General features: G+C 66.9%; 14 protein-coding genes and 1 pseudogene. 11 read left to right on the top strand and 4 right to left on the bottom strand.

What is annotated here, in order from left to right; all coding sequences use genetic code 11:
• Positions 1-186: 186 nt before the first annotated feature.
• A complete protein-coding gene (locus AC5RV3_RS02055; RefSeq protein WP_494120708.1) occupies positions 187-1,686 on the top strand; it encodes an LCP family protein in 1,500 nt (499 codons plus the stop codon).
• 6 nt (positions 1,687-1,692) lie between these two features.
• On the opposite strand, the pseudogene AC5RV3_RS02050 reads toward AC5RV3_RS02055, so the two are convergent.
• A pseudogene (locus tag AC5RV3_RS02050) lies at positions 1,693-3,637 on the bottom strand (M13 family metallopeptidase).
• 211 nt (positions 3,638-3,848) lie between these two features.
• Here AC5RV3_RS02050 and leuA point away from each other — a divergent pair.
• From leuA to AC5RV3_RS02035, 3 genes are all read left to right on the top strand, one after another.
• Complete coding sequence (leuA, locus tag AC5RV3_RS02045) at positions 3,849-5,600, top strand: 2-isopropylmalate synthase (protein ID WP_494111194.1); 1,752 nt, start codon at positions 3,849-3,851, stop codon at positions 5,598-5,600.
• 67 nt (positions 5,601-5,667) lie between these two features.
• A complete protein-coding gene (gene recO / locus AC5RV3_RS02040; RefSeq protein ID WP_494111193.1) occupies positions 5,668-6,420 on the top strand; it encodes a DNA repair protein RecO in 753 nt (250 codons plus the stop codon).
• The gene (locus AC5RV3_RS02035) at positions 6,417-7,217 is read left to right on the top strand and encodes an isoprenyl transferase (RefSeq protein ID WP_494111192.1); all 801 of its coding nucleotides are present in this window, start codon (positions 6,417-6,419) and stop codon (positions 7,215-7,217) included. Before recO ends, AC5RV3_RS02035 begins: the two co-directional genes overlap by 4 nt.
• A 2-nt stretch (positions 7,218-7,219) precedes the next feature.
• Here AC5RV3_RS02035 and AC5RV3_RS02030 read toward each other — a convergent pair whose 3' ends face one another.
• Positions 7,220-8,230 (bottom strand): alpha/beta hydrolase, encoded by a 1,011-nt coding sequence (locus tag AC5RV3_RS02030; protein ID WP_494121010.1) that lies wholly within the window; start codon positions 8,228-8,230, stop codon positions 7,220-7,222.
• A gap of 99 nt (positions 8,231-8,329) precedes the next feature.
• On the opposite strand from AC5RV3_RS02030, the gene AC5RV3_RS02025 reads away from it, so the two are divergent.
• Positions 8,330-9,397, top strand: a complete 1,068-nt coding sequence (locus AC5RV3_RS02025) for a quinone-dependent dihydroorotate dehydrogenase (protein WP_494120707.1) — start codon at positions 8,330-8,332, stop codon at positions 9,395-9,397.
• A gap of 108 nt (positions 9,398-9,505) precedes the next feature.
• On the opposite strand, the gene AC5RV3_RS02020 is transcribed toward AC5RV3_RS02025, so the two are convergent.
• On the bottom strand, positions 9,506-10,090 hold the full coding sequence (locus AC5RV3_RS02020) for a DUF3043 domain-containing protein (protein ID WP_494120706.1): 585 nt from the start codon (positions 10,088-10,090) through the stop codon (positions 9,506-9,508).
• A gap of 110 nt (positions 10,091-10,200) precedes the next feature.
• Between AC5RV3_RS02020 and AC5RV3_RS02015 the strand changes: the two genes are divergently transcribed.
• From AC5RV3_RS02015 to AC5RV3_RS01990, 6 genes are all read left to right on the top strand, one after another.
• Complete coding sequence (locus AC5RV3_RS02015) at positions 10,201-11,580, top strand: M20/M25/M40 family metallo-hydrolase (protein WP_494111189.1); 1,380 nt, start codon at positions 10,201-10,203, stop codon at positions 11,578-11,580.
• 140 nt (positions 11,581-11,720) lie between these two features.
• Complete coding sequence (locus tag AC5RV3_RS02010; protein ID WP_493978415.1) at positions 11,721-12,107, top strand: HesB/IscA family protein; 387 nt, start codon at positions 11,721-11,723, stop codon at positions 12,105-12,107.
• A gap of 173 nt (positions 12,108-12,280) precedes the next feature.
• Positions 12,281-13,126, top strand: a complete 846-nt coding sequence (ctaC, locus tag AC5RV3_RS02005) for an aa3-type cytochrome oxidase subunit II (protein ID WP_494120705.1) — start codon at positions 12,281-12,283, stop codon at positions 13,124-13,126.
• 17 nt (positions 13,127-13,143) lie between these two features.
• Positions 13,144-14,871 carry an aa3-type cytochrome oxidase subunit I gene (gene ctaD / locus AC5RV3_RS02000; RefSeq protein ID WP_494120704.1) on the top strand — a complete coding sequence of 576 codons (1,728 nt, stop codon included), beginning with the start codon at positions 13,144-13,146 and terminating at the stop codon, positions 14,869-14,871.
• 2 nt (positions 14,872-14,873) lie between these two features.
• The gene (locus AC5RV3_RS01995) at positions 14,874-15,275 is read left to right on the top strand and encodes a cytochrome c oxidase subunit 4 (protein WP_494111187.1); all 402 of its coding nucleotides are present in this window, start codon (positions 14,874-14,876) and stop codon (positions 15,273-15,275) included.
• Positions 15,276-15,416: 141 nt separating this feature from the next.
• A complete protein-coding gene (locus AC5RV3_RS01990; protein ID WP_493987179.1) occupies positions 15,417-16,202 on the top strand; it encodes a GntR family transcriptional regulator in 786 nt (261 codons plus the stop codon).
• A gap of 313 nt (positions 16,203-16,515) precedes the next feature.
• Here AC5RV3_RS01990 and qcrB read toward each other — a convergent pair whose 3' ends face one another.
• A complete protein-coding gene (gene qcrB, locus AC5RV3_RS01985) occupies positions 16,516-18,162 on the bottom strand; it encodes a cytochrome bc1 complex cytochrome b subunit (RefSeq protein WP_494111186.1) in 1,647 nt (548 codons plus the stop codon).
• Between the last annotated feature and the right edge of the window lies 1 nt (position 18,163).

Genomic DNA, 18,163 nt, shown 5'->3' with positions numbered 1-18,163 from the left:
TACAACCGTGCAGAGGGGTATCCCGTGGCTCATCGCGGCAGTTTCGGTGATGACCCGCAGGCTCCGACGGGACAGCCGCCGGCCGGGCAGGCTCCCGCGGGGCAATCCCCGGCCGGTCCGGGCACGCCGCAACGCGGAGCGCCGCGGCGGCAACCGAACCCGAGGCACATGGGCCGGGGGCCCAGGTTGCTGTGGCTGAAGGTCGTGGCAGGCGCCCTGGCGCTGGCCCTGGCGGCGGGTGTCGGCATCGTCGTGTTCAAAATCGTGGGCCTGCGCGACAGCATAGCCACCTCGCCGCTGAACCTGGGCAGCGGCGCCCAAGGGCTTCCGGTGGACCTGAGCCGCGATCCCGTGCAGATCCTGATCCTGGGTACCGACACGCGCGCCGGCAGCGACGGCCGGTACGGCTCGGATGGCCCCTCCGCCGGCTTCGGCAAATCGGACGTGATGATGCTGATGAACATGTCCGCGGACCGGGAGCGGGTCACCGTGGTCAGCCTGCCGCGCGACCTGCTCACCACCATCCCCACCTGCACCGATCCGGAGACCGGCGAGGTCTATCCGGAGCAGCAGGATGCCCAGCTCAACGCCGCCCTGACATATGGCGGCCCCGGCTGCACCGTGGCAGCCGTCAACGAGATGACCGGCCTGGAGATCGACCACTTCATGATGGCCGACTTCAACGCGGTCAAGGAGCTCTCCACGGTGATCGGCGGGGTGGAAGTCTGCGTCAACGAGCCCATCAATGACAGTTACTCGAAGCTGCGGCTGCCGGCCGGCGTGAGCACCGTGCAGGGCGAGCAGGCGCTGGCGTTCCTGCGCACCCGGCACTCCTTCGGCGACGGCGGAGACCGCGGCCGGATCCGTGCGCAACAGAGCTTCCTGGCCTCCATGGCCCGCAAGGTCCAGTCCGAAGGCACGCTGACCAACGTGCCCCGCCTATACTCCATTGCCGAGGCCGTGGTCAACAACCTCACGGTGGACGAAGGCCTGGCGGAGGTTCCCCGGCTGCTGGCCCTGGCGGACCGCGTCAAGGGCGTGGACCTGGGGAAGGTCGCGTTCGTCGCGCTGCCCACGCAGAGCGCCCCGATGGACGAGAACCGCCTGGTCCTGGACGAGGAGCCGGGCCAGGCCCTGTTCCAGATCCTGCGCGAAGACGGCGACGTCACCGCACCGGAGGTCAACACCGCGGGGTCGCCGCCCGACCCGACGGCCACCGGAGAAGCCGGCGGGGAACCCACGGCCGCCGCCGGAGACGGCGGGACATCGTCCCCGAAGGAGACCGACGACGGCGGGGCGACGGCCGGCGTGCCGTCCTTCGACCCGGCCGAGCAGCCCGTCAAGGTGATCAACGCCTCCGGTGCGGCCGGCCGCGACGAGGAACTCTCCGAACAACTGCAGGCACTGGGCTACGTGCTGGCGGCCCCGGCCGATGCCGGATCCAAACGCACCACCACGCAGCTGTACTATTCGGCCGGCTTCGAGCACGTGGCCCTCGCCCTTGCGGAAGAGCTGAACGTCCCTAGGGCCAACGTCCTCGCCTCCGGCGACCACTACGGCGTCGCGCTTTCGGTCGGCCGGGACTTCGCCAGCGGCGCGCAGCTGGCGGAGACCGGCGGTGTGGCCGGCGGCTTCAAGGGCCAGACCGCCGACCAGGTCACCTGCCAGCAGCCCGGCGCCTTCTAGCGGCCGCTACCAGATCCTGACGCGCTCGGCAGGGGAGAGCCACAGCCCGTCGCCGGGAGCGGTGCCGAACGCCTCGTGGAACGCGTCCAGGTTGCGCACCACCTGGTTGCAGCGGAATTCGTTCGGGGCATGCGGGTCGACCGCCAGCCGGCGCGCCGCCTCCTCGGAACGGATCTTCTGTCGCCAGCATTCGGCCCAGGAGTAGAAGAACCGCTGGCTGCCGCTGAGCCCGTCGACCACCGGGGCTTCCCGGCCCGTCAGGCTCAGCTGGTACGCACGGTACGCGATGGCCAGCCCGCCCAAGTCGCCGATGTTCTCGCCCAGGGTGAGTTCGCCGTTGACAGTGTTGCCGGGAGCCTCCGCGGGGCTGAGCGCGGCGTATTGGGCCACCAGTTGGCCGGTGAGCTGCTCGAAGGCGGACCGGTCTTCCTCGGACCACCAGTTCCGCAGCGCACCGGTGCCGTCGTACTGCGATCCCTTGTCGTCGAAGCCGTGGCCGATCTCGTGGCCGATGACCGCCCCGATGGCGCCGTAATTGGCCGCGGCATCGGCGTCGGCGTCGAAGAAGGGCGGCTGCAGGATCGCTGCGGGGAAGACGATCTCGTTCATGGTCGGCATGTAGTAGGCGTTGACCGTCTGCGGCGTCATGTGCCACTCGGCCTCGTCGATGGGCCCGCCCAGCTTCGCGAGGTTGCGGCGGACCTCGAACTCGTTGAAGGCGAGGACGTTGGACCAGACATCGTCCCCGGGCACGAAGCTGGAGTAGTCGATCCACTTCTCCGGGTAGCCGATTTTGGTGCGGAACGCGGCCAGCTTCTCCAGGGCTTTCGCGATCGTGGCGCTGCTGAGCCAGGGCAGGGCGGAAATGCTTTCCCGGTAGGCGGCCAGCAGGTTGGCGACCAGTTCCTCCATCCGTTCCTTGTGCGCCGGCGGAAAGTGGCGCGCCACGTATTCCTGTCCGATGGCTTCCCCGAGGGCGCCCTCCACCAGGGCCACGCCGCGCTTCCACCGCTCCTTGAGTTCCGGGGTGCCGCTGAGCGTGCGGCCGTAGAAGCCGAAGTGGGTCTGGACCGCTTCGTCGTGAAGATAGGGCGCCGCCGTCGTCAGCACCTGGAGCCGCAGCCAGGCCTGCCAGGCCTCCAGCGGCTCGCTCTCCAGCAGGGCGTCCAGCGTGCTGAGGAACCCGGGCTGGCAGACCACCATCTCGGCCGCGCCGCCGGCTTCGGGACCCAGCGCCGCCAGCCAGTCCGGCATCCAGTCCGCCACGGTTGCCACCTGCCCGGCGGTGCGCAGGTTGTAGGTCTGCTGCGGATCGCGGCAGGAGACCTTGTCCAGGTGTCCGGCCGCTAGCTTGTGCTCGAGGTCCAGCGCGGCGTCCGCCTGCGCCGGGTCGAAGCCTGCCAGCTGCAGCATCTTCCCGGCGTATTCCCGGTAGGCCTCGCGGATGGGGCCGAAATCGGCTTCGCGGTAGTACGCCTCGTCCGGCAGGCCCAGCCCCGACTGGTACAGGTAGATCAAGTAGCGGGTGGGATCGCCGGCGTCGTTGTTGACGAAGAACGCGAGCGGATACGCGGCGCCGCTGCGGCTGAAGGCTCCGATGACCTCGCGCAGCCCGTTCCGGTCGGCGATCTTCGCGATCGCGGCGAACTGCTCCGCCAGCGGCGAGAAGCCCTTGGCCTCGGCCGCGTCGGTGTCCATGAAACCGGCGTAGAGTACGCCGATCTTTCCCGCCGGACTGGTGGGATCGGGGTGTGTGGCGGCGTCTTCGATCGATGATGGCCCGAACGGATTCTTCGGAGGCGTCGCGCAGGGCGGTGAAGGAGCCTTCCAGCGCCCGGTCGTCGGGGATGGCGGTCTCCGCAAGCCACTTCCCGTTCACGTGCCGGAAGAGGTCGTCCTGCGGGCGGACGGCCGGGTCGACGTTGGACAACACGATGCCGGAGCGGCTCATGGGCGCCTCATTTCATAGTTGCATTCATCTTTTCCCTCACATCCTACGCACCGTGCTAGTGTGAAATTGTGCGCGCAGGAATGCTCCTTCTTAGCTGCCGCGGCGAGGCCACGCGAACTTCTGTTTGACAGGCCGAACCCTCGCTGCGGAGTTTGTGTTGCCCGGCCAAAATTTTTCGATTAGCTCTCATGAGAAAAGGCCACACACCAAAATGCGAAACGCACAGAAGTCCTCCGGAATGCCCATCCATAAGTACATTCCCTTCCAGGACCAGATCGCCGTAGAACTGCCCGACCGCACCTGGCCGGACAAAGTGATGACGAAGGCCCCGCGCTGGTGCGCCGTGGACCTGCGCGACGGCAACCAGGCGCTGATCGATCCGATGAGCCCGGAACGCAAGCACAAAATGTTCGACCTGCTGGTGAAAATGGGCTACAAGGAGATCGAAGTCGGTTTCCCGTCCGCGTCGCAGACCGACTTCGACTTTGTCCGCCAGCTGATCGAGGGCGACCGGATCCCCGATGATGTAACGATCCAGGTCCTCACGCAGTCCCGCGAGCACCTGATCGAGCGCACCTACGAGTCCATCGCCGGCGCCGGCCGCGCCATCGTGCACCTGTACAACTCCACCTCCGTGCTGCAGCGGCGGGTGGTGTTCCGGGAGGACCAGGACGGCATCGTGGACATCGCCCTGCAGGGCGCCCGGTTGTGCCGAAAGTACGAAGAGGGCCTGAAGGGCACCGAGATCACCTACGAATACTCGCCCGAGTCGTACACCGGCACGGAGCTGGAATTCGCCGCACGCATCTGCAACGCCGTCACCGACGTCTTCGAGATCTCCGCGGACCGGAACGTCATCTTGAACCTGCCGGCCACGGTCGAGATGGCCACCCCGAATGTCTACGCCGATTCCATCGAGTGGATGTCGCGTAACCTGAACAATCGTGAGAACGTGATCCTCTCGCTGCACCCGCACAACGACCGCGGTACCGGGGTGGCAGCGGCGGAACTGGGCTACCTGGCCGGCGCCGACCGGATCGAGGGTTGCCTGTTCGGCAACGGCGAGCGGACCGGCAACGTGGACCTGGTGACGCTGGGGCTGAACCTGTTCAGCCAGGGCATCGATCCGATGATCGATTTCTCCAACATCGACGAAGTGCGCCGCACCGTCGAATACTGCAACCAGCTGCCGGTGCCCGAACGCTCCCCGTACGGCGGCGACCTGGTTTTCACCGCGTTCTCCGGCTCCCACCAGGACGCCATCAAGAAGGGCTTCGAGGCCATGGAGGCCGACGCGGCCGCCCAGGGCAAGACGGTGGACGACCTGGTCTGGGCCGTGCCCTACCTGCCGGTCGATCCCAAGGACCTGGGCCGCAGCTACGAAGCCGTCATCCGGGTGAACTCGCAGTCCGGCAAGGGCGGCGTGGCCTACCTGCTCAAGCACGAGCACAACCTGGATCTGCCGCGCCGCGCCCAGATCGAGTTCTCGGGCGTCATCCAGCGCCGCACGGACACCGTGGGCGGCGAGGTCAGCCCGGCGCAGCTGTGGGAAACCTTCAACGACGAGTACCTGCCGACCCCGGACAACCGGTGGGGCCACTACACCCTGGGGTCGGTCAAGACCGACAGTGCCGACGACGGTTCGTTCCAGCTGACCGCCACCATGGGCGTGGACGGCGTCCAGAGCCGCCGCACGGCCGAAGGCAACGGCCCGATCGCCGCGCTGTTGGAGATCTTCCGGCAGGACGGCGTGGATGTCCGGGTTCTGGACTACACCGAGCACGCGCTCTCGGAGGGCGGCAACGCCCGGGCCGCGGCCTACGTCGAGTGCGCCGTGGGCGACCGGGTGCTGTGGGGCATAGGCATCGACACGAACACCACCATGGCCTCGCTGAAAGCCGTGGTGTCGGCGGTGAACCGCGCCATTCGCGACGAAGGCGCCAAGAGCGCCGGATCGCTCTAGGAACCGGCCAGCGGGCTTCCCTGCCGTACCGCCGCAGGGAAGCCCGCTTTAGTGGGAGAATGGAACGGTGTCCAACAGATCCTTCGCCTCCCGCACGTACCGGGACCAGGGCGTCATCCTGCGGACCCACAAACTCGGCGAGGCCGACCGGATCATCACGCTGCTGACCAAACAGCACGGCCAGATCCGGGCGGTTGCCAAGGGCGTCCGCCGCACCAGCAGCAAGTTCGGCGCCGTGCTGGAACCCTTCATGGTCGCGGATCTGCAGTTGGTCTCCGGCCGGAGCCTGGACATCGTCACGCAGGCCCAGATGGTCGGGCCGTACGGACGCGACATCGCCGCCGACTACACCAAGTACACCTCCGCCGCCGCCATCTGCGAGACGGCGGAAAAACTCACCGACGTCGACGGCGAATCAGCAGGAGCGCAGTACGGGCTGGTCATCGGCGCGCTCTCAGCGCTCAGCCGCAGCGTGCACGCGCCCGAGCTGATCCTTGATTCCTACCTGCTGCGGGCCCTGGCGACGGCGGGCTGGGCCCCCAGCTTCGACGAGTGCGCCCGGTGCGGTGCGCAGGGCCCGCATACCGCCTTCGCCGCTCCGCTGGGCGGCGCGGTGTGCCACGACTGCCGTCCGCCCGGATCGGCCTCGCCCGCACCGGAGACGATGCAGTTGCTGGCGGCCCTGCTCTCCGGCGACTGGCCGGCAGCGGACGCCTCAGCCGCCGGTCCGCGCCGCGAGGCCGCCGGCCTGGTGGCCAGTTACCTGCAGTGGCACCTTGAACGAACCCTGAAATCCCTCAAGCACGTGGAGCGAGTGTGACCCCTGATTCCCGGCATCCGCAGCAGCCATGGCCGCATCCCTCCGGCGCCAAACCGCCCGCACTTCCGCCGGCGCTGGTCCCGGAACACGTGGCCATCGTGATGGATGGCAACGGCCGCTGGGCGAACCAGCGCGGGCTGCCGCGGACGGAGGGGCACCGTGCCGGGGAAGCGGCGCTGCTGGACGTGATGGCCGGTGCGATCGAGATCGGCGTCAAACACGTCAGCGTGTACGCCTTTTCCACCGAGAACTGGAAGCGGTCCCCGGAAGAGGTCCGCTTCCTGATGGGCTTCAGCCGGGATGTGCTGCGCCGCCAGCGCGACCAGCTGGACGCCTGGGGCGTGCGCATCCGCTGGTCCGGGCGCCGGCCCCGGCTGTGGAAGTCGGTGGTCAACGAGCTGGAGGTCGCCGAGCGCCAGACGGCCGGCAACGGCACCTGCACGCTGACCATGTGCGTGAACTACGGGGGGAGGGCGGAAATTGCCGACGCCGCCGCCGCCATTGCCGCCGACGTCGCCGCCGGCCGGCTGCGGGCGTCGTCGGTCTCGGAGAAGACCGTGCAGCGCTACCTTGACGAGCCGGACCTGCCCGACGTCGACCTGTTCCTGCGCACGTCGGGGGAGCAGCGCTTCTCCAACTTCATGCTCTGGCAGTCCGCGTACGCGGAGATGGTGTTCATGGATACCCTCTGGCCCGACGTGGACCGCCGCACGCTCTGGGAAGCCATCGACATCTATGCCCGCCGCGACCGGCGGTACGGGGGCGCGGTGGACGCCGCGGCGGTCGGCGGGGCCTAGCCCTACGGTTGCTGAGTGCCCGTGAGGTCCTCGCTCCGGTCGTCCTGCAACACGTAGGCCTGGGCCCAGCGCTGCAGCCGGGCGTAGGCGTCCCGGCGCACGTCGGCCCGGGACAGGAACACATCGTGCAGGGCGTCCTGCACCTGCTCGATGGAGACGCTGTATCCCAGCCGGACCGCCCGCTCGGTCATGGTGCGGATGTCCAGCACCACGTCCGTGCTCCTCATGTCCTCGTGCCAGACCGAGCCGTTCATGCTGCGCGTCGAAGACATCACCAGCACCGGGATCTCCAGCTTGAGGCCCTTGGCCACCTTCGACTGTCCCTCCCAGATGGCGCTGAGCCAGCCGGCGCGCACGGGGAAGGCCTCCGGCGGCCGCAGCTTCGGGTCCAGGTCCCATTCGCCCTCGGCGGTGCTGCTGATGCTGCGGAAGTAAAAGCCGCGGACCGGCAACTTGATCTCGGTTTCCGGCTTCAGCCGGGACAACGGTTCCAGCACCGCGCCGGCGGCGCGCCGGACCAGGGAGCTGCCGTGCATTTCCAGCCAGGGACTGTTCAGGACCAGGGCGCGCAGCTCGCCCGGGTGTTCCGCCGCCCACAGGGACGCCACCAGTCCGCCGGTGGAGTGTCCCATCAGCGTGACCTTCGTCTCGGACTGCCCCCGTTCCTCACGGATCAGGTCCAGCGCCAGCGAAATCTCGTCCTCGTACTGGCGCAGGTCGGTCACAAAGCCGGCCGGATCGCCCTCCTGCAGGCTGCGTCCGTGGTGGTGCAGGTCCAGCGCAAAGAACGCCACTCCCTGGCGGTGCCAGAACTCCGCCAGTTCCGTATTGAAGAAATAGTCGCTCCAACCGTGCACATACAGGACGGCGTGCCCGCCGGGGGAGCGCTGCGGGGAGTGGGGCAGGTAGCGGATCAGCGTCGCCCGCTGCTCCCGCCCGCCGGGAGCCGGCACCTGCAAAACCGTGGACTCGAACTCCGGACCGAGCATGTCTTCCTGCCAGTCGGCTGCCATCGCCACGGTGGTCCTTCCTCTCTGCCCGGTCGCTGCCCCCATGTTATCGCCGGGTGGACACGGTTTGGTGCGGCGGGCTCCGCACGGAAAACTAGGACCATGCGCCTCTACCCAGCCTTCTTCCGCGCCGCGTTCTCCTGGATGGACGCCGAGCGTGCACACCGAATCGGTTTCCAGCTCATCCGCGCCGCGCACAGGTGCGGGGCCGGGGCTGTGCTGCGCCGCGTCACCCGGCCGGATCCGTCGCTGGCCACCGAGGCACTCGGCCTGACCTTTCCCTCGCCGTTCGGCCTGGCGGCCGGCTTCGACAAGGAAGGTCACGGCATCGAGGCGCTGGCCGACCTGGGCTTCGGCGCGGTGGAGGTCGGCACCATCACCGGGAGCGCGCAGCCGGGCAACGCGCAGCCCCGGCTGTTCCGCCTGATCGAGGACCGCGCCGTGATCAACCGGATGGGCTTCAATAACGACGGCGCGGCGGCCGTCGCGCCCCGGATCGCCGCGGCCCGGCGCGGCCTGGCCGCCAAATACGGCACCCTCCGGCCCGTCATCGGCGTCAACATCGGCAAGACCAAGGTGGTGGACCTGGACGACGCCACCGAGGATTACCTGAAGAGCACCCGGCTGTTGGCCCGGTCCGCGGACTACCTCGTCGTCAACGTATCGTCGCCGAACACGCCCGGGCTGCGGCTGCTGCAGAACGTGGACACGCTGCGTCCGCTGCTGCAGGCAGTGGGGGAGACCGCCGATTCCGTGGCCGGCCGCCACGTCCCGTTGCTGGTGAAGATCGCCCCGGACCTCAGCGACGAGGACATCGACGACGTCGCCCGGCTGGCGCTGGAACTGAACCTGGACGGCATCATCGCGACCAACACGACGGTTTCCCGCGACGGCCTGGTCTCGGACGACACCAAGATCGCGGCCTGCGGTGAAGGCGGCCTCTCCGGCGCCCCGTTGAAGGAGCGCTCCCTCGACGTGCTGCGCCGGTTGCGGAACGCGGTCGGGGACGACCTGGCGCTGGTATCGGTGGGCGGTGTCGAGACGGCCGACGATGTGCAGCGGCGGCTGGACGCCGGCGCCACCCTGGTGCAGGGTTACACGGCGTTCCTGTACGAGGGACCCTTTTGGGCCGGCCGCATCAACCGCGGCCTGGCCAAACGCCGGCGCTGAACCGCCCGGCCCGGGCCCCAGGTGCAGCCCCGGCCGGGGCCGGCAGGCACGCAAAAGGGTCGGGAGCCGCGTTGCTCCCGACCCTTCGGACGGTCCGTCCCGGCGGAATCAGCCGGGGTATTCGCCGCGCTTGACCTGCGGCTTCGGCAGGCGCATCCGGCGCAACTGCAGCCCGCGCATGACGCCGTACCAGACTGCCCCGCGCTCCACTTCGCCAAACCTGGCGGCCAGGCGCTTCTTGAGCTGCCGGCCGAGGATGAAGGCGTCGATGGCCACGAGCGCCAACAGCACCCAGAAGCCGACCAGGATGAAGGCCTGGACGTTGAGGTCGCGGACAAAGCTGAGGACCACGAAGATCAGGGCGAAGACGATCAGGAACTCGCCCAGCACCCAGCGGGCGTCCACGAAGTCGCGGACGAAGCGCTTCTGCGGCCCCTTGTCGCGCACCGGCAGATAGCGTTCGTCGCCGGTGTTCATGGCCTCGCGCATCTTCAGCCGCTGATCCGCCATGGCGGTGCGGTTGGCCTCCTTGGCGGCCTTGCGGTCGTTCGGGACCAGGGGGCGCTTGCGCGCGGCTTCCTGGTCCTTGCGCCGGGGCGTGGGCGCGCCCTTGCCGTACCGAGGCTGCTGGGCGTCGTTGGCCTGGTCGATGATTTCCTGGGGCGTGGGAGCCTCTTTTTTACGTCCGAACACCAGTCAAGAATACCGGACCGCGTACGGCCATTGTCCCCGTTTGGACCCGCGCCGCCGGGGCGGCCATCGGGGCATCGTCGCGGCGGAGCCCGGGCGATAGGGTGTCGACTATGACCAATGTGAACGTAGACGAACTTGCGGCCGCGGTAGACGTCGGCATGGGGCGCACCATCTCCTCGTTGGAACAGCTGGTTGCCATCCCGGGAATCGCCTGGCCGGCCTTTGATCCGGATGACCTGGCGCGCAGCGCGGATGCGGTTGCCGGCATGGTCCGGGAGCTGGGCCTGGAGGACGTGCAGATCCTCAGCGTGGCGAACGGCGAGGCCGCCGGGGGTCCCGCGGTCGTGGCCCGCCGCGCGGCCGCCGCCGGCAAACCGACCGTCCTGCTGTATGCCCACCACGACGTGCAGCCGCCGGGGGATCCGGCGCTCTGGCGGACGGAACCGTTCAAGGCCACGGAGATCGACGGCCGCCTCTATGGACGCGGCACCGCGGACGACAAGGCCGGGATCATGGTCCATCTGGCCTCGTTGCGGGCCTTGCTGGAGGTCGTTGGCGACGATTTCGGGGTAGGCATCACGCTGTTCATCGAGGGGGAGGAGGAGGCCGGTTCGCCGAGCTTCCGTCCGTTCCTCGAAACGCACCGCGAACTGCTGCGGGCAGACGCCATCATCGTCGCCGACTCCAGCAACTGGAAGGTCGGGATCCCGGCACTGACCACCAGCCTGCGGGGCCTGGTGGACGGCATCGTGGAGTTGCGCGTGCTGGAACACGCCGTCCATTCGGGCATGTTCGGCGGGCCGCTGCTGGATGCCCCCACGCTGCTTTCCCGGCTGATCGCCACCTTCCATGACGACGACGGGGCCGTCGCCATCGAGGGCCTCGTTTCGGCTCCGGCTGCCGCAGTCGACTATCCGGAAGGGGACTTCCGCCGCGATTCGTCGGTGCTCGAGTCCGTGCAGCTTGCGGGCACCGGCAGCATTGCCGACCGGCTCTGGAACAAGCCGGCCCTGTCGGTGATCGGCTTCGACGCTCCCAGCGTTGAACTCGCGTCCAACACCCTGGTCCCCGCCGCCCGCGCGAAGATCAGCCTGCGGCTGGCGCCGGGACAGGACCCGGACCAGGCGATGGAAGCGGTGGCCGCGCACGTGGCCGCCCACGCGCCCTTTGGCGCCGCCGCCACCTTCGTGCCGGGGGAACGCGGCCACGCGTTCGCCACCGACACCTCCGCGCCGGCGGCCCAGGCGGCATTGTGGGCACTGGAACAGGCTTGGGGCACGCGCCCGGTGGAGGCGGGCATGGGCGGGTCCATCCCGTTCATCGCCGACCTCACGGAAATTTATCCGGAGGCCCAGATCCTGATCACCGGCGTCGAAGACCCTGACTCTCGGGCGCATTCGGCCAATGAGTCGCTGCACCTGGGGGACTTCCGCAACGCGGTCCTGGCCCAGGCGCTGCTGCTGGCACGGTTGAACAACGAGGGCCTCTGAGGCTTGCTCGGGGCCAGGCCGGAGGCGGGGGAGAGTTATCCCATTTCGGCTGACCAGACGTACGATGGATGGGAAGCCCGACGCACCACTGAGTAATAGCAGCAGGTCACCGGACGGCCCGAAATAGATAAGGAAGTGCAATGAGCGCAACGACCAACTCATCCGCCCCCACCACGGCACCCGAAGCGGCAGAACTGCCCACGCATGAAGTGGCTTTGACCGACGTCGCCGCCGGAAAGGTCCGCAGCCTCCTGGAACAGGAAGGCCGAACCGATCTGCGCCTGCGCGTTGCCGTACAGCCGGGCGGATGCTCCGGCCTGATCTACCAGCTGTACTTTGACGAGCGGATGCTCGACGGGGACGCTGTCCGTGATTTCGACGGGGTCGAGGTCGTCGTCGACAAGATGAGCGTTCCTTACCTCTCGGGCGCCTCGATCGACTTCGAGGACACGATTTCCAAGCAGGGCTTCACCATCGACAACCCGAATGCCGGTGGCTCCTGCGCCTGTGGAGACTCATTCCACTAAGGGCCTGCAGGGCGCTCTCCGGCCGCCGGAACGGCCGACGCACGGGGGAGCCTGTCACATGAAAGTCATGTGTGCGGGTAAGCTCTACAGTGAGTAGTAAAACTGGATATGCGGCCAGGCTCAGCTCTGCCATGGCCGCATCACTTGCACGAAACAAAGAGGAAGGGCCGTCTGTGAGTTCGCAGGTTCGAACCGGCAGTCGACGCGCCAGAATCGCCAAGGCTACAGGTCTGGGTGCACTCGGTGCGTTGTTGTTGACGGGATGTTCAGAAGAAGTCCGTTTGGGTTGGTTGCCCACCGAGCGGGACGTTACCAACCACACGCCCGAAATCATTGATTTGTGGGTTAACGGATGGATCGCCGCGCTGGCCGTCGGTGTCCTGACCTGGGGCTTGATCCTCTGGTGCATCGTCGCCTACCGCCGCCGCAAGGGGGAGACGGGCTACCCGCGCCAGCTGAGCTACAACCTGCCGCTGGAGATCTTCTACACGGCGATTCCGGTCGTCATGGTCATGGTCTTCTTCTACTTCACGGACAAGACCACCTCCAACATCACCGAGCGGGTGGACAACCCCGACGTCGTCGTCGACGTGCGCGGCAAGCAGTGGGCCTGGGACTTCAACTACGTCAAGCAGGACAAGTACTTTGCCGGCGTGCAGGCCCACCTGACCGGCGAGACCGGCGTCCCGGAGACGCTGCCTACGCTGTACCTGCCGGTCAACCAGAGCGTGGAGCTGCAGATCAACTCCCGCGACGTCATCCACTCGTTCTGGGTCCCCGCCTTCCTGCAGAAGGTGGACATGATCCCGGGCAAGACCAACTTCCTGAACTTCACCCCCACCCGTGAGGGCATCTACGACGGCAAGTGCGCCGAGCTTTGTGGCGAGTACCACTCCGAAATGCTCTTCCGTGTTGCGGTGGTCTCCGAGGCTGAATTCGACGCTCAGATGGCGCGGCTCAAGGACGGCCAGCTCGGCGAAGAGTACGACCGCAACCCCTACGCTGAAGCGTCTGAGTAAAGGAGCGAGGGCCACAAGTGTCAACGTACGAATACACAGCTGACGACCGGGCTACCACGGTAGCTCCGCGCGTCGTGCCGGTGTCCAAGGGGCGCATCGTCGTCAACTGGATCACCTCCACGGACCACAAGACCATCGGGTACATGTACCTGATCGCGTCGTTCATCTTCTTCTGCCTCGGCGGCGTAATGGCCCTGGTCATCCGTGCCGAACTGTTCGAGCCCGGAATGCAGATCCTGCAGACCAAGGAACAGTACAACCAGCTGTTCACCATGCACGGCACGGTCATGCTGCTGATGTTCGCCACGCCGCTGTTCGCCGGCTTCGCGAACGTCATCATGCCGCTGCAGATCGGCGCACCCGACGTAGCGTTCCCGCGCCTGAATGCGCTGGCTTTCTGGTTCTTCCTGTTCGGCAGCATGATTGCCGTGGCCGGTTTCATCACCCCGCAGGGCGCAGCATCCTTCGGCTGGTTCGCCTATGCGCCGTTGTCCAACACGACCTTCTCCCCGGGAGTCGGCGGGGACCTGTGGGTCTTTGGCCTGGCGCTGTCCGGCTTTGGCACAATCCTCGGCTCGGTCAACTTCATCACCACGATCATCACCATGCGCGCTCCCGGCCTGACCATGTGGCGGATGCCCATCTTCACCTGGAACACGCTGGTCACCGCCATCCTCGTCATGATGGCTTTCCCGCCCCTGGCCGCCGCGCTGTTCGCCCTGGGTGCCGACCGGCGCTTCGGTGCGCACATCTTCAACCCGGAGAACGGCGGTGCCATCCTCTGGCAGCACCTGTTCTGGTTCTTCGGCCATCCTGAGGTCTACATCATTGCCCTGCCGTTCTTCGGCATCGTCTCCGAGATCTTCCCGGTGTTCAGCCGCAAGCCGATCTTCGGATACAAGGGCCTGGTCTACGCCACCATCGCCATCGCCGCGCTGTCCGTGACGGTGTGGGCCCACCACATGTACGTCACCGGCTCCGTGCTGCTGCCGTTCTTCGCCTTCATGACGATGCTCATCGCGGTGCCCACCGGCGTGAAGTTCTTCAACTGGATCGGCACCATGTGGCGCGGCTCGATCACCTTCGAGACGCCAATGCTGTGGAGCCTGGGCTTCCTGGCCACCTTCCTGTTCGGCGGCCTGACCGGCATCATCCTGGCTTCGCCGCCGCTGGACTTCCACGTCTCGGACACCTACTTCGTGGTGGCGCACTTCCACTACGTGGTCTTCGGTACCGTCGTGTTCGCGATGTTCGCGGGCTTCTACTTCTGGTGGCCCAAGTGGACCGGCAAGATGCTCAACGAGCGCCTCGGCAAGATCCATTTCTGGATGCTGTTCCTGGGCTTCCACGGGACCTTCCTCATCCAGCACTGGCTCGGCGTCGAGGGCATGCCCCGCCGCTACGCCGACTACATGCCGGAAGACGGGTTCACCGCGATGAACCAGTTCTCCACCGTTGCATCCTTCGTGCTCGGCGCCTCGATGATCCCGTTCTTCTGGAACGTGTACATCACCTGGCGCAGCGGCAAGAAGGTCGAGGTAGACGACCCCTGGGGCTTCGGCGGATCGCTTGAGTGGGCGACCTCCTGCCCGCCGCCGCGGCACAACTTCACCTCGCTGCCCCGCATCCGGTCCGAGCGTCCTGCGCTGGACCTGCACCACCCGGAGTTGGCACCGCGGCACACCCCGACGACTCCGGCGCCGGTGGCCCAGTTGGCCGGTCCCGCTGACCAGAAGGACGCATAACTGTGAAGATTGAAGCCTGGCTATTCATTGCGCTTGCGCCGTTCTTCGCCCTGGTTGCCACCGTCTACGGCTACATGGGCAACTGGGAAGAGCCCGTCGGCTGGCTGGCGCTGTATCTGACGGCCGGACTGTCCGTGATGATCGGCGGTTACCTCTGGTTCACGGCGCGGCGCATCGGTCCCCGTCCTGAGGACCGGGTCGATGCGGAAATTCATGAGGGCGCCGGCGAGCAGGGCATGTTCAGCCCGTGGAGCTGGTGGCCGATCGTGCTGGGCCTCGGTGCCGCGACCGGCTTCATGGGCCTGGCGGTTGGCTGGTGGATCGTCTACATCGCAGCCGGCCTCACCACGGTGGCCATCATCGGATGGGTCTACGAATACAGCCGCGGAGACCACGCGCACTAATTCCCGCAGCTGCAAGCGAAAAGGGTCCGGAACCGCAATGGTTCCGGACCCTTTCGTGTCCCCGCGCGACGACCGCGAGCCGAAAGGCTGGTCTAGACCGGCTAGAATGGGAGGACTTCGACCGGCTGAGCAGGAGGCCGCATGTCCGTGAACGCCGCCGCGATCGAGGGGGAGCTCGATGGCTCCTCCCGGACCGCGAAACACGTCCAGCTGAGGGACATATTGCGGAGGCATGCCCAGGAGCGATGCGAACCCGGAGCGGCTTTTCCCTCGGAGAGGGAACTGACGGAACGCTTTGGGGTGGCGAGGATGACCGTGCGCCAGGCGATCGACTCGCTCGTCGCCGAGCAAGTGCTCGAACGCATCGTCGGCCTGGGAACGTTTGTGCGTCAGCCCAAGCTTGACCTGCAGGTCAAGCTCACCTCCTACAGCGAAGAGATGCAACGCCGCGGCATGGTTCCCGATGCCCGTGTCCTCAGCTTCGAGCAGATCGGCGCGACTCCGCTGGTGGCCCGCGAGCTGCAGATCGAGGAGGGGCAGCCGGTCGTGCGCTTCCGCCGCCTGCTGCTGGCGGACGCCGAACCGATGAGCGTGGACGAGAACTTCATTCCGGCGCAGCGGGTCCCGGGGATCCTCGACGAGGGGCCGCCGTCGTCGCTGTACAACGTCCTGAGCGAACGCTACGGACTGATCATGGAGTGGGGAGAGGACACCATCGAGGCAACCGCAGCCCAGCCCTCGATCGCGCGGCTCCTGAGTGTGGACATTGGATCGCCGCTGCTGAAGATCCAGCGGCATGCCTACGTCTCCAAGACCATGGTTGACTTCTCGATCTCTTATTATCGCGCGGACCGTTACAAGCTTTGGGTGCCCTTGCAGCGGCCTGGGGGACGGGTACCGCGTTCCTACAACGTCAAGCGCTTTTAGGAGCGACAAGCCGCCGCCACAGGGCGCCTGGCCGCTATGGTGCCGCCAAGGCGCCGCTGTAGGCCGCCTGCTGGCCGCTATGGTGCCGCCAAGGCGCCGCTGTAGGCCGCACGGACGCGTCCGGTCCCTGCTGGAAGAGCTCGTTAACGCTGTTGTGCTGACTGGCCGGCATGCCCGGGGACGGGAAAGCATTGGGCCTGCGCAACTGCCCGTCCTTGCCGTGGCCCAGTCCGGGCAGGGGCCTCGCCGACGGTCGAGGCAAAAAGAATGGCCCCGGAACAGGTCCGGGGCCATTCTTTTGGCAGTCGTTGCCTTAGCGGGCGCTGACTTCCGCCTTTTCGGCAGGTGCCTCAACCTCAGCGTGGTGGCTGTGCGCAGCCTCCAGCTCGGCCGGGGTAACTGGTGCCACACGGTCTTCGAAGAAGAACCGCGACAGGGCGCCACGCAGTTTCTCGGTGCGCTTGATGTGTCCGGCCCGATTCGGCTGCGCCGGGATCACTTCGGGCGACTCGTAGCTGACCAGCCGGTACTGCTTGTACTCATTCAACGGCTCGTGAACTTCGATGAACTCTCCATGCGGCAGGCGGACGATGCGTCCGGTCTCCCGGCCATGGAGGGCGATCTCGCGGTCCTTGCGCTGCAGCGCCAGGCAAATGCGGCGCGTGACCATGAAGCCGAGGATCGGGCCCAGGAAGAACAGCGCGCGCAGCCAGTACGTCACGTCGTTGAGCGACACGTGGAAGTGCGTGGCGATCAAGTCGGAGCTGGCAGCTGCCCACATCACCGAGTAGAAGACGATGCCGGCGACGCCGGTGGCGGTGCGGAACGGAACGTTGCGCGGGCGGTCCAGGATGTGGTGCTCGCGGGTGTCCTTGGTGATCCAGCTCTCGATCCACGGCCATGCGAACATCACCGTGAACAGCAGGGCCGCCGGGCCGAGGGCCGGGAGGAGCACGTTGAGCGAAATGGTCCGGCCGAAGATCACGAACTCGCCGACACCAGGCATCAGGCGCAGCGCGCCGTCCACCCAGCCGATGTACCAGTCAGGCTGGGTACCGGCCGAAACGGGGGAGGGGTCGTAGGGTCCGTAGTCCCAGATCGCCAGGATCTGGAAGTTCGCCGCTATGACGGCCAGGATGCCGAAGACAACGAAGAAGAAGCCGCCTGCCTTGGCCGCGTAGACCGGGCCAATCGGGAAGCCGACGACGTTGGTCTCGGAACGGCCGGGGCCGGGGTACTGGGTGTGCTTGTGCACGACAACCATGAACAGGTGGATGGCGATCATCAGGAGGATCAAGGCCGGGACCAGCAGGATGTGAAGCACGTACAGGCGACCCACGATGTCCGTACCGGGGAACTCGCCGCCGAAGAGCAGCAGCGAAATGTAGGTACCGACCAGCGGGATTGCCTTGATCACGCCATCGATGATGCGCAGGCCGTTGCCGGAGAGCAGGTCGTCCGGCAGGGAGTAGCCGGTGAAGCCGGCAGCCAGGGCCAGGATCAACAGGACACAGCCGACAACCCAGTTCAGCTCACGCGGGCGGCGGAACGCACCGGTGAAGAACACACGCAGCATGTGGAAGGACACCGAGGCGACGAACAGCAGCGCAGACCAGTGGTGCAGCTGGCGCATGAACAAGCCGCCGCGTACCTCGAAGGAGATCTCCAGGGTGGACTGGTAGGCGACGGACATCTCGACGCCCTTGAGCGGCACATACGGTCCGTCGTAGTGCGTATGAGCCATCGAAGGATCGAAGAAGAACGTCAGGAACGTTCCGGTGAGCAGCAGGATGACGAAGGAGTAAAGCGCCACTTCGCCGAACATGAACGACCAGTGATCCGGGAAGATCTTCCGGCCGAATTCCTTGACGATCGACGAACCGCCGACGCGGGTATCGACGAAGTTGGTGATCCGTCCGGCCCGCGTCTTGGGTACGTAGGTATCAGTTGAAGCGCTCATG

This window comes from Arthrobacter sp. Y3221114, from assembly GCF_059092625.1.
The sequence above is the reverse complement of the archived record's forward strand: the minus strand, read 5'-3'. Positions and strand labels throughout refer to the sequence as shown.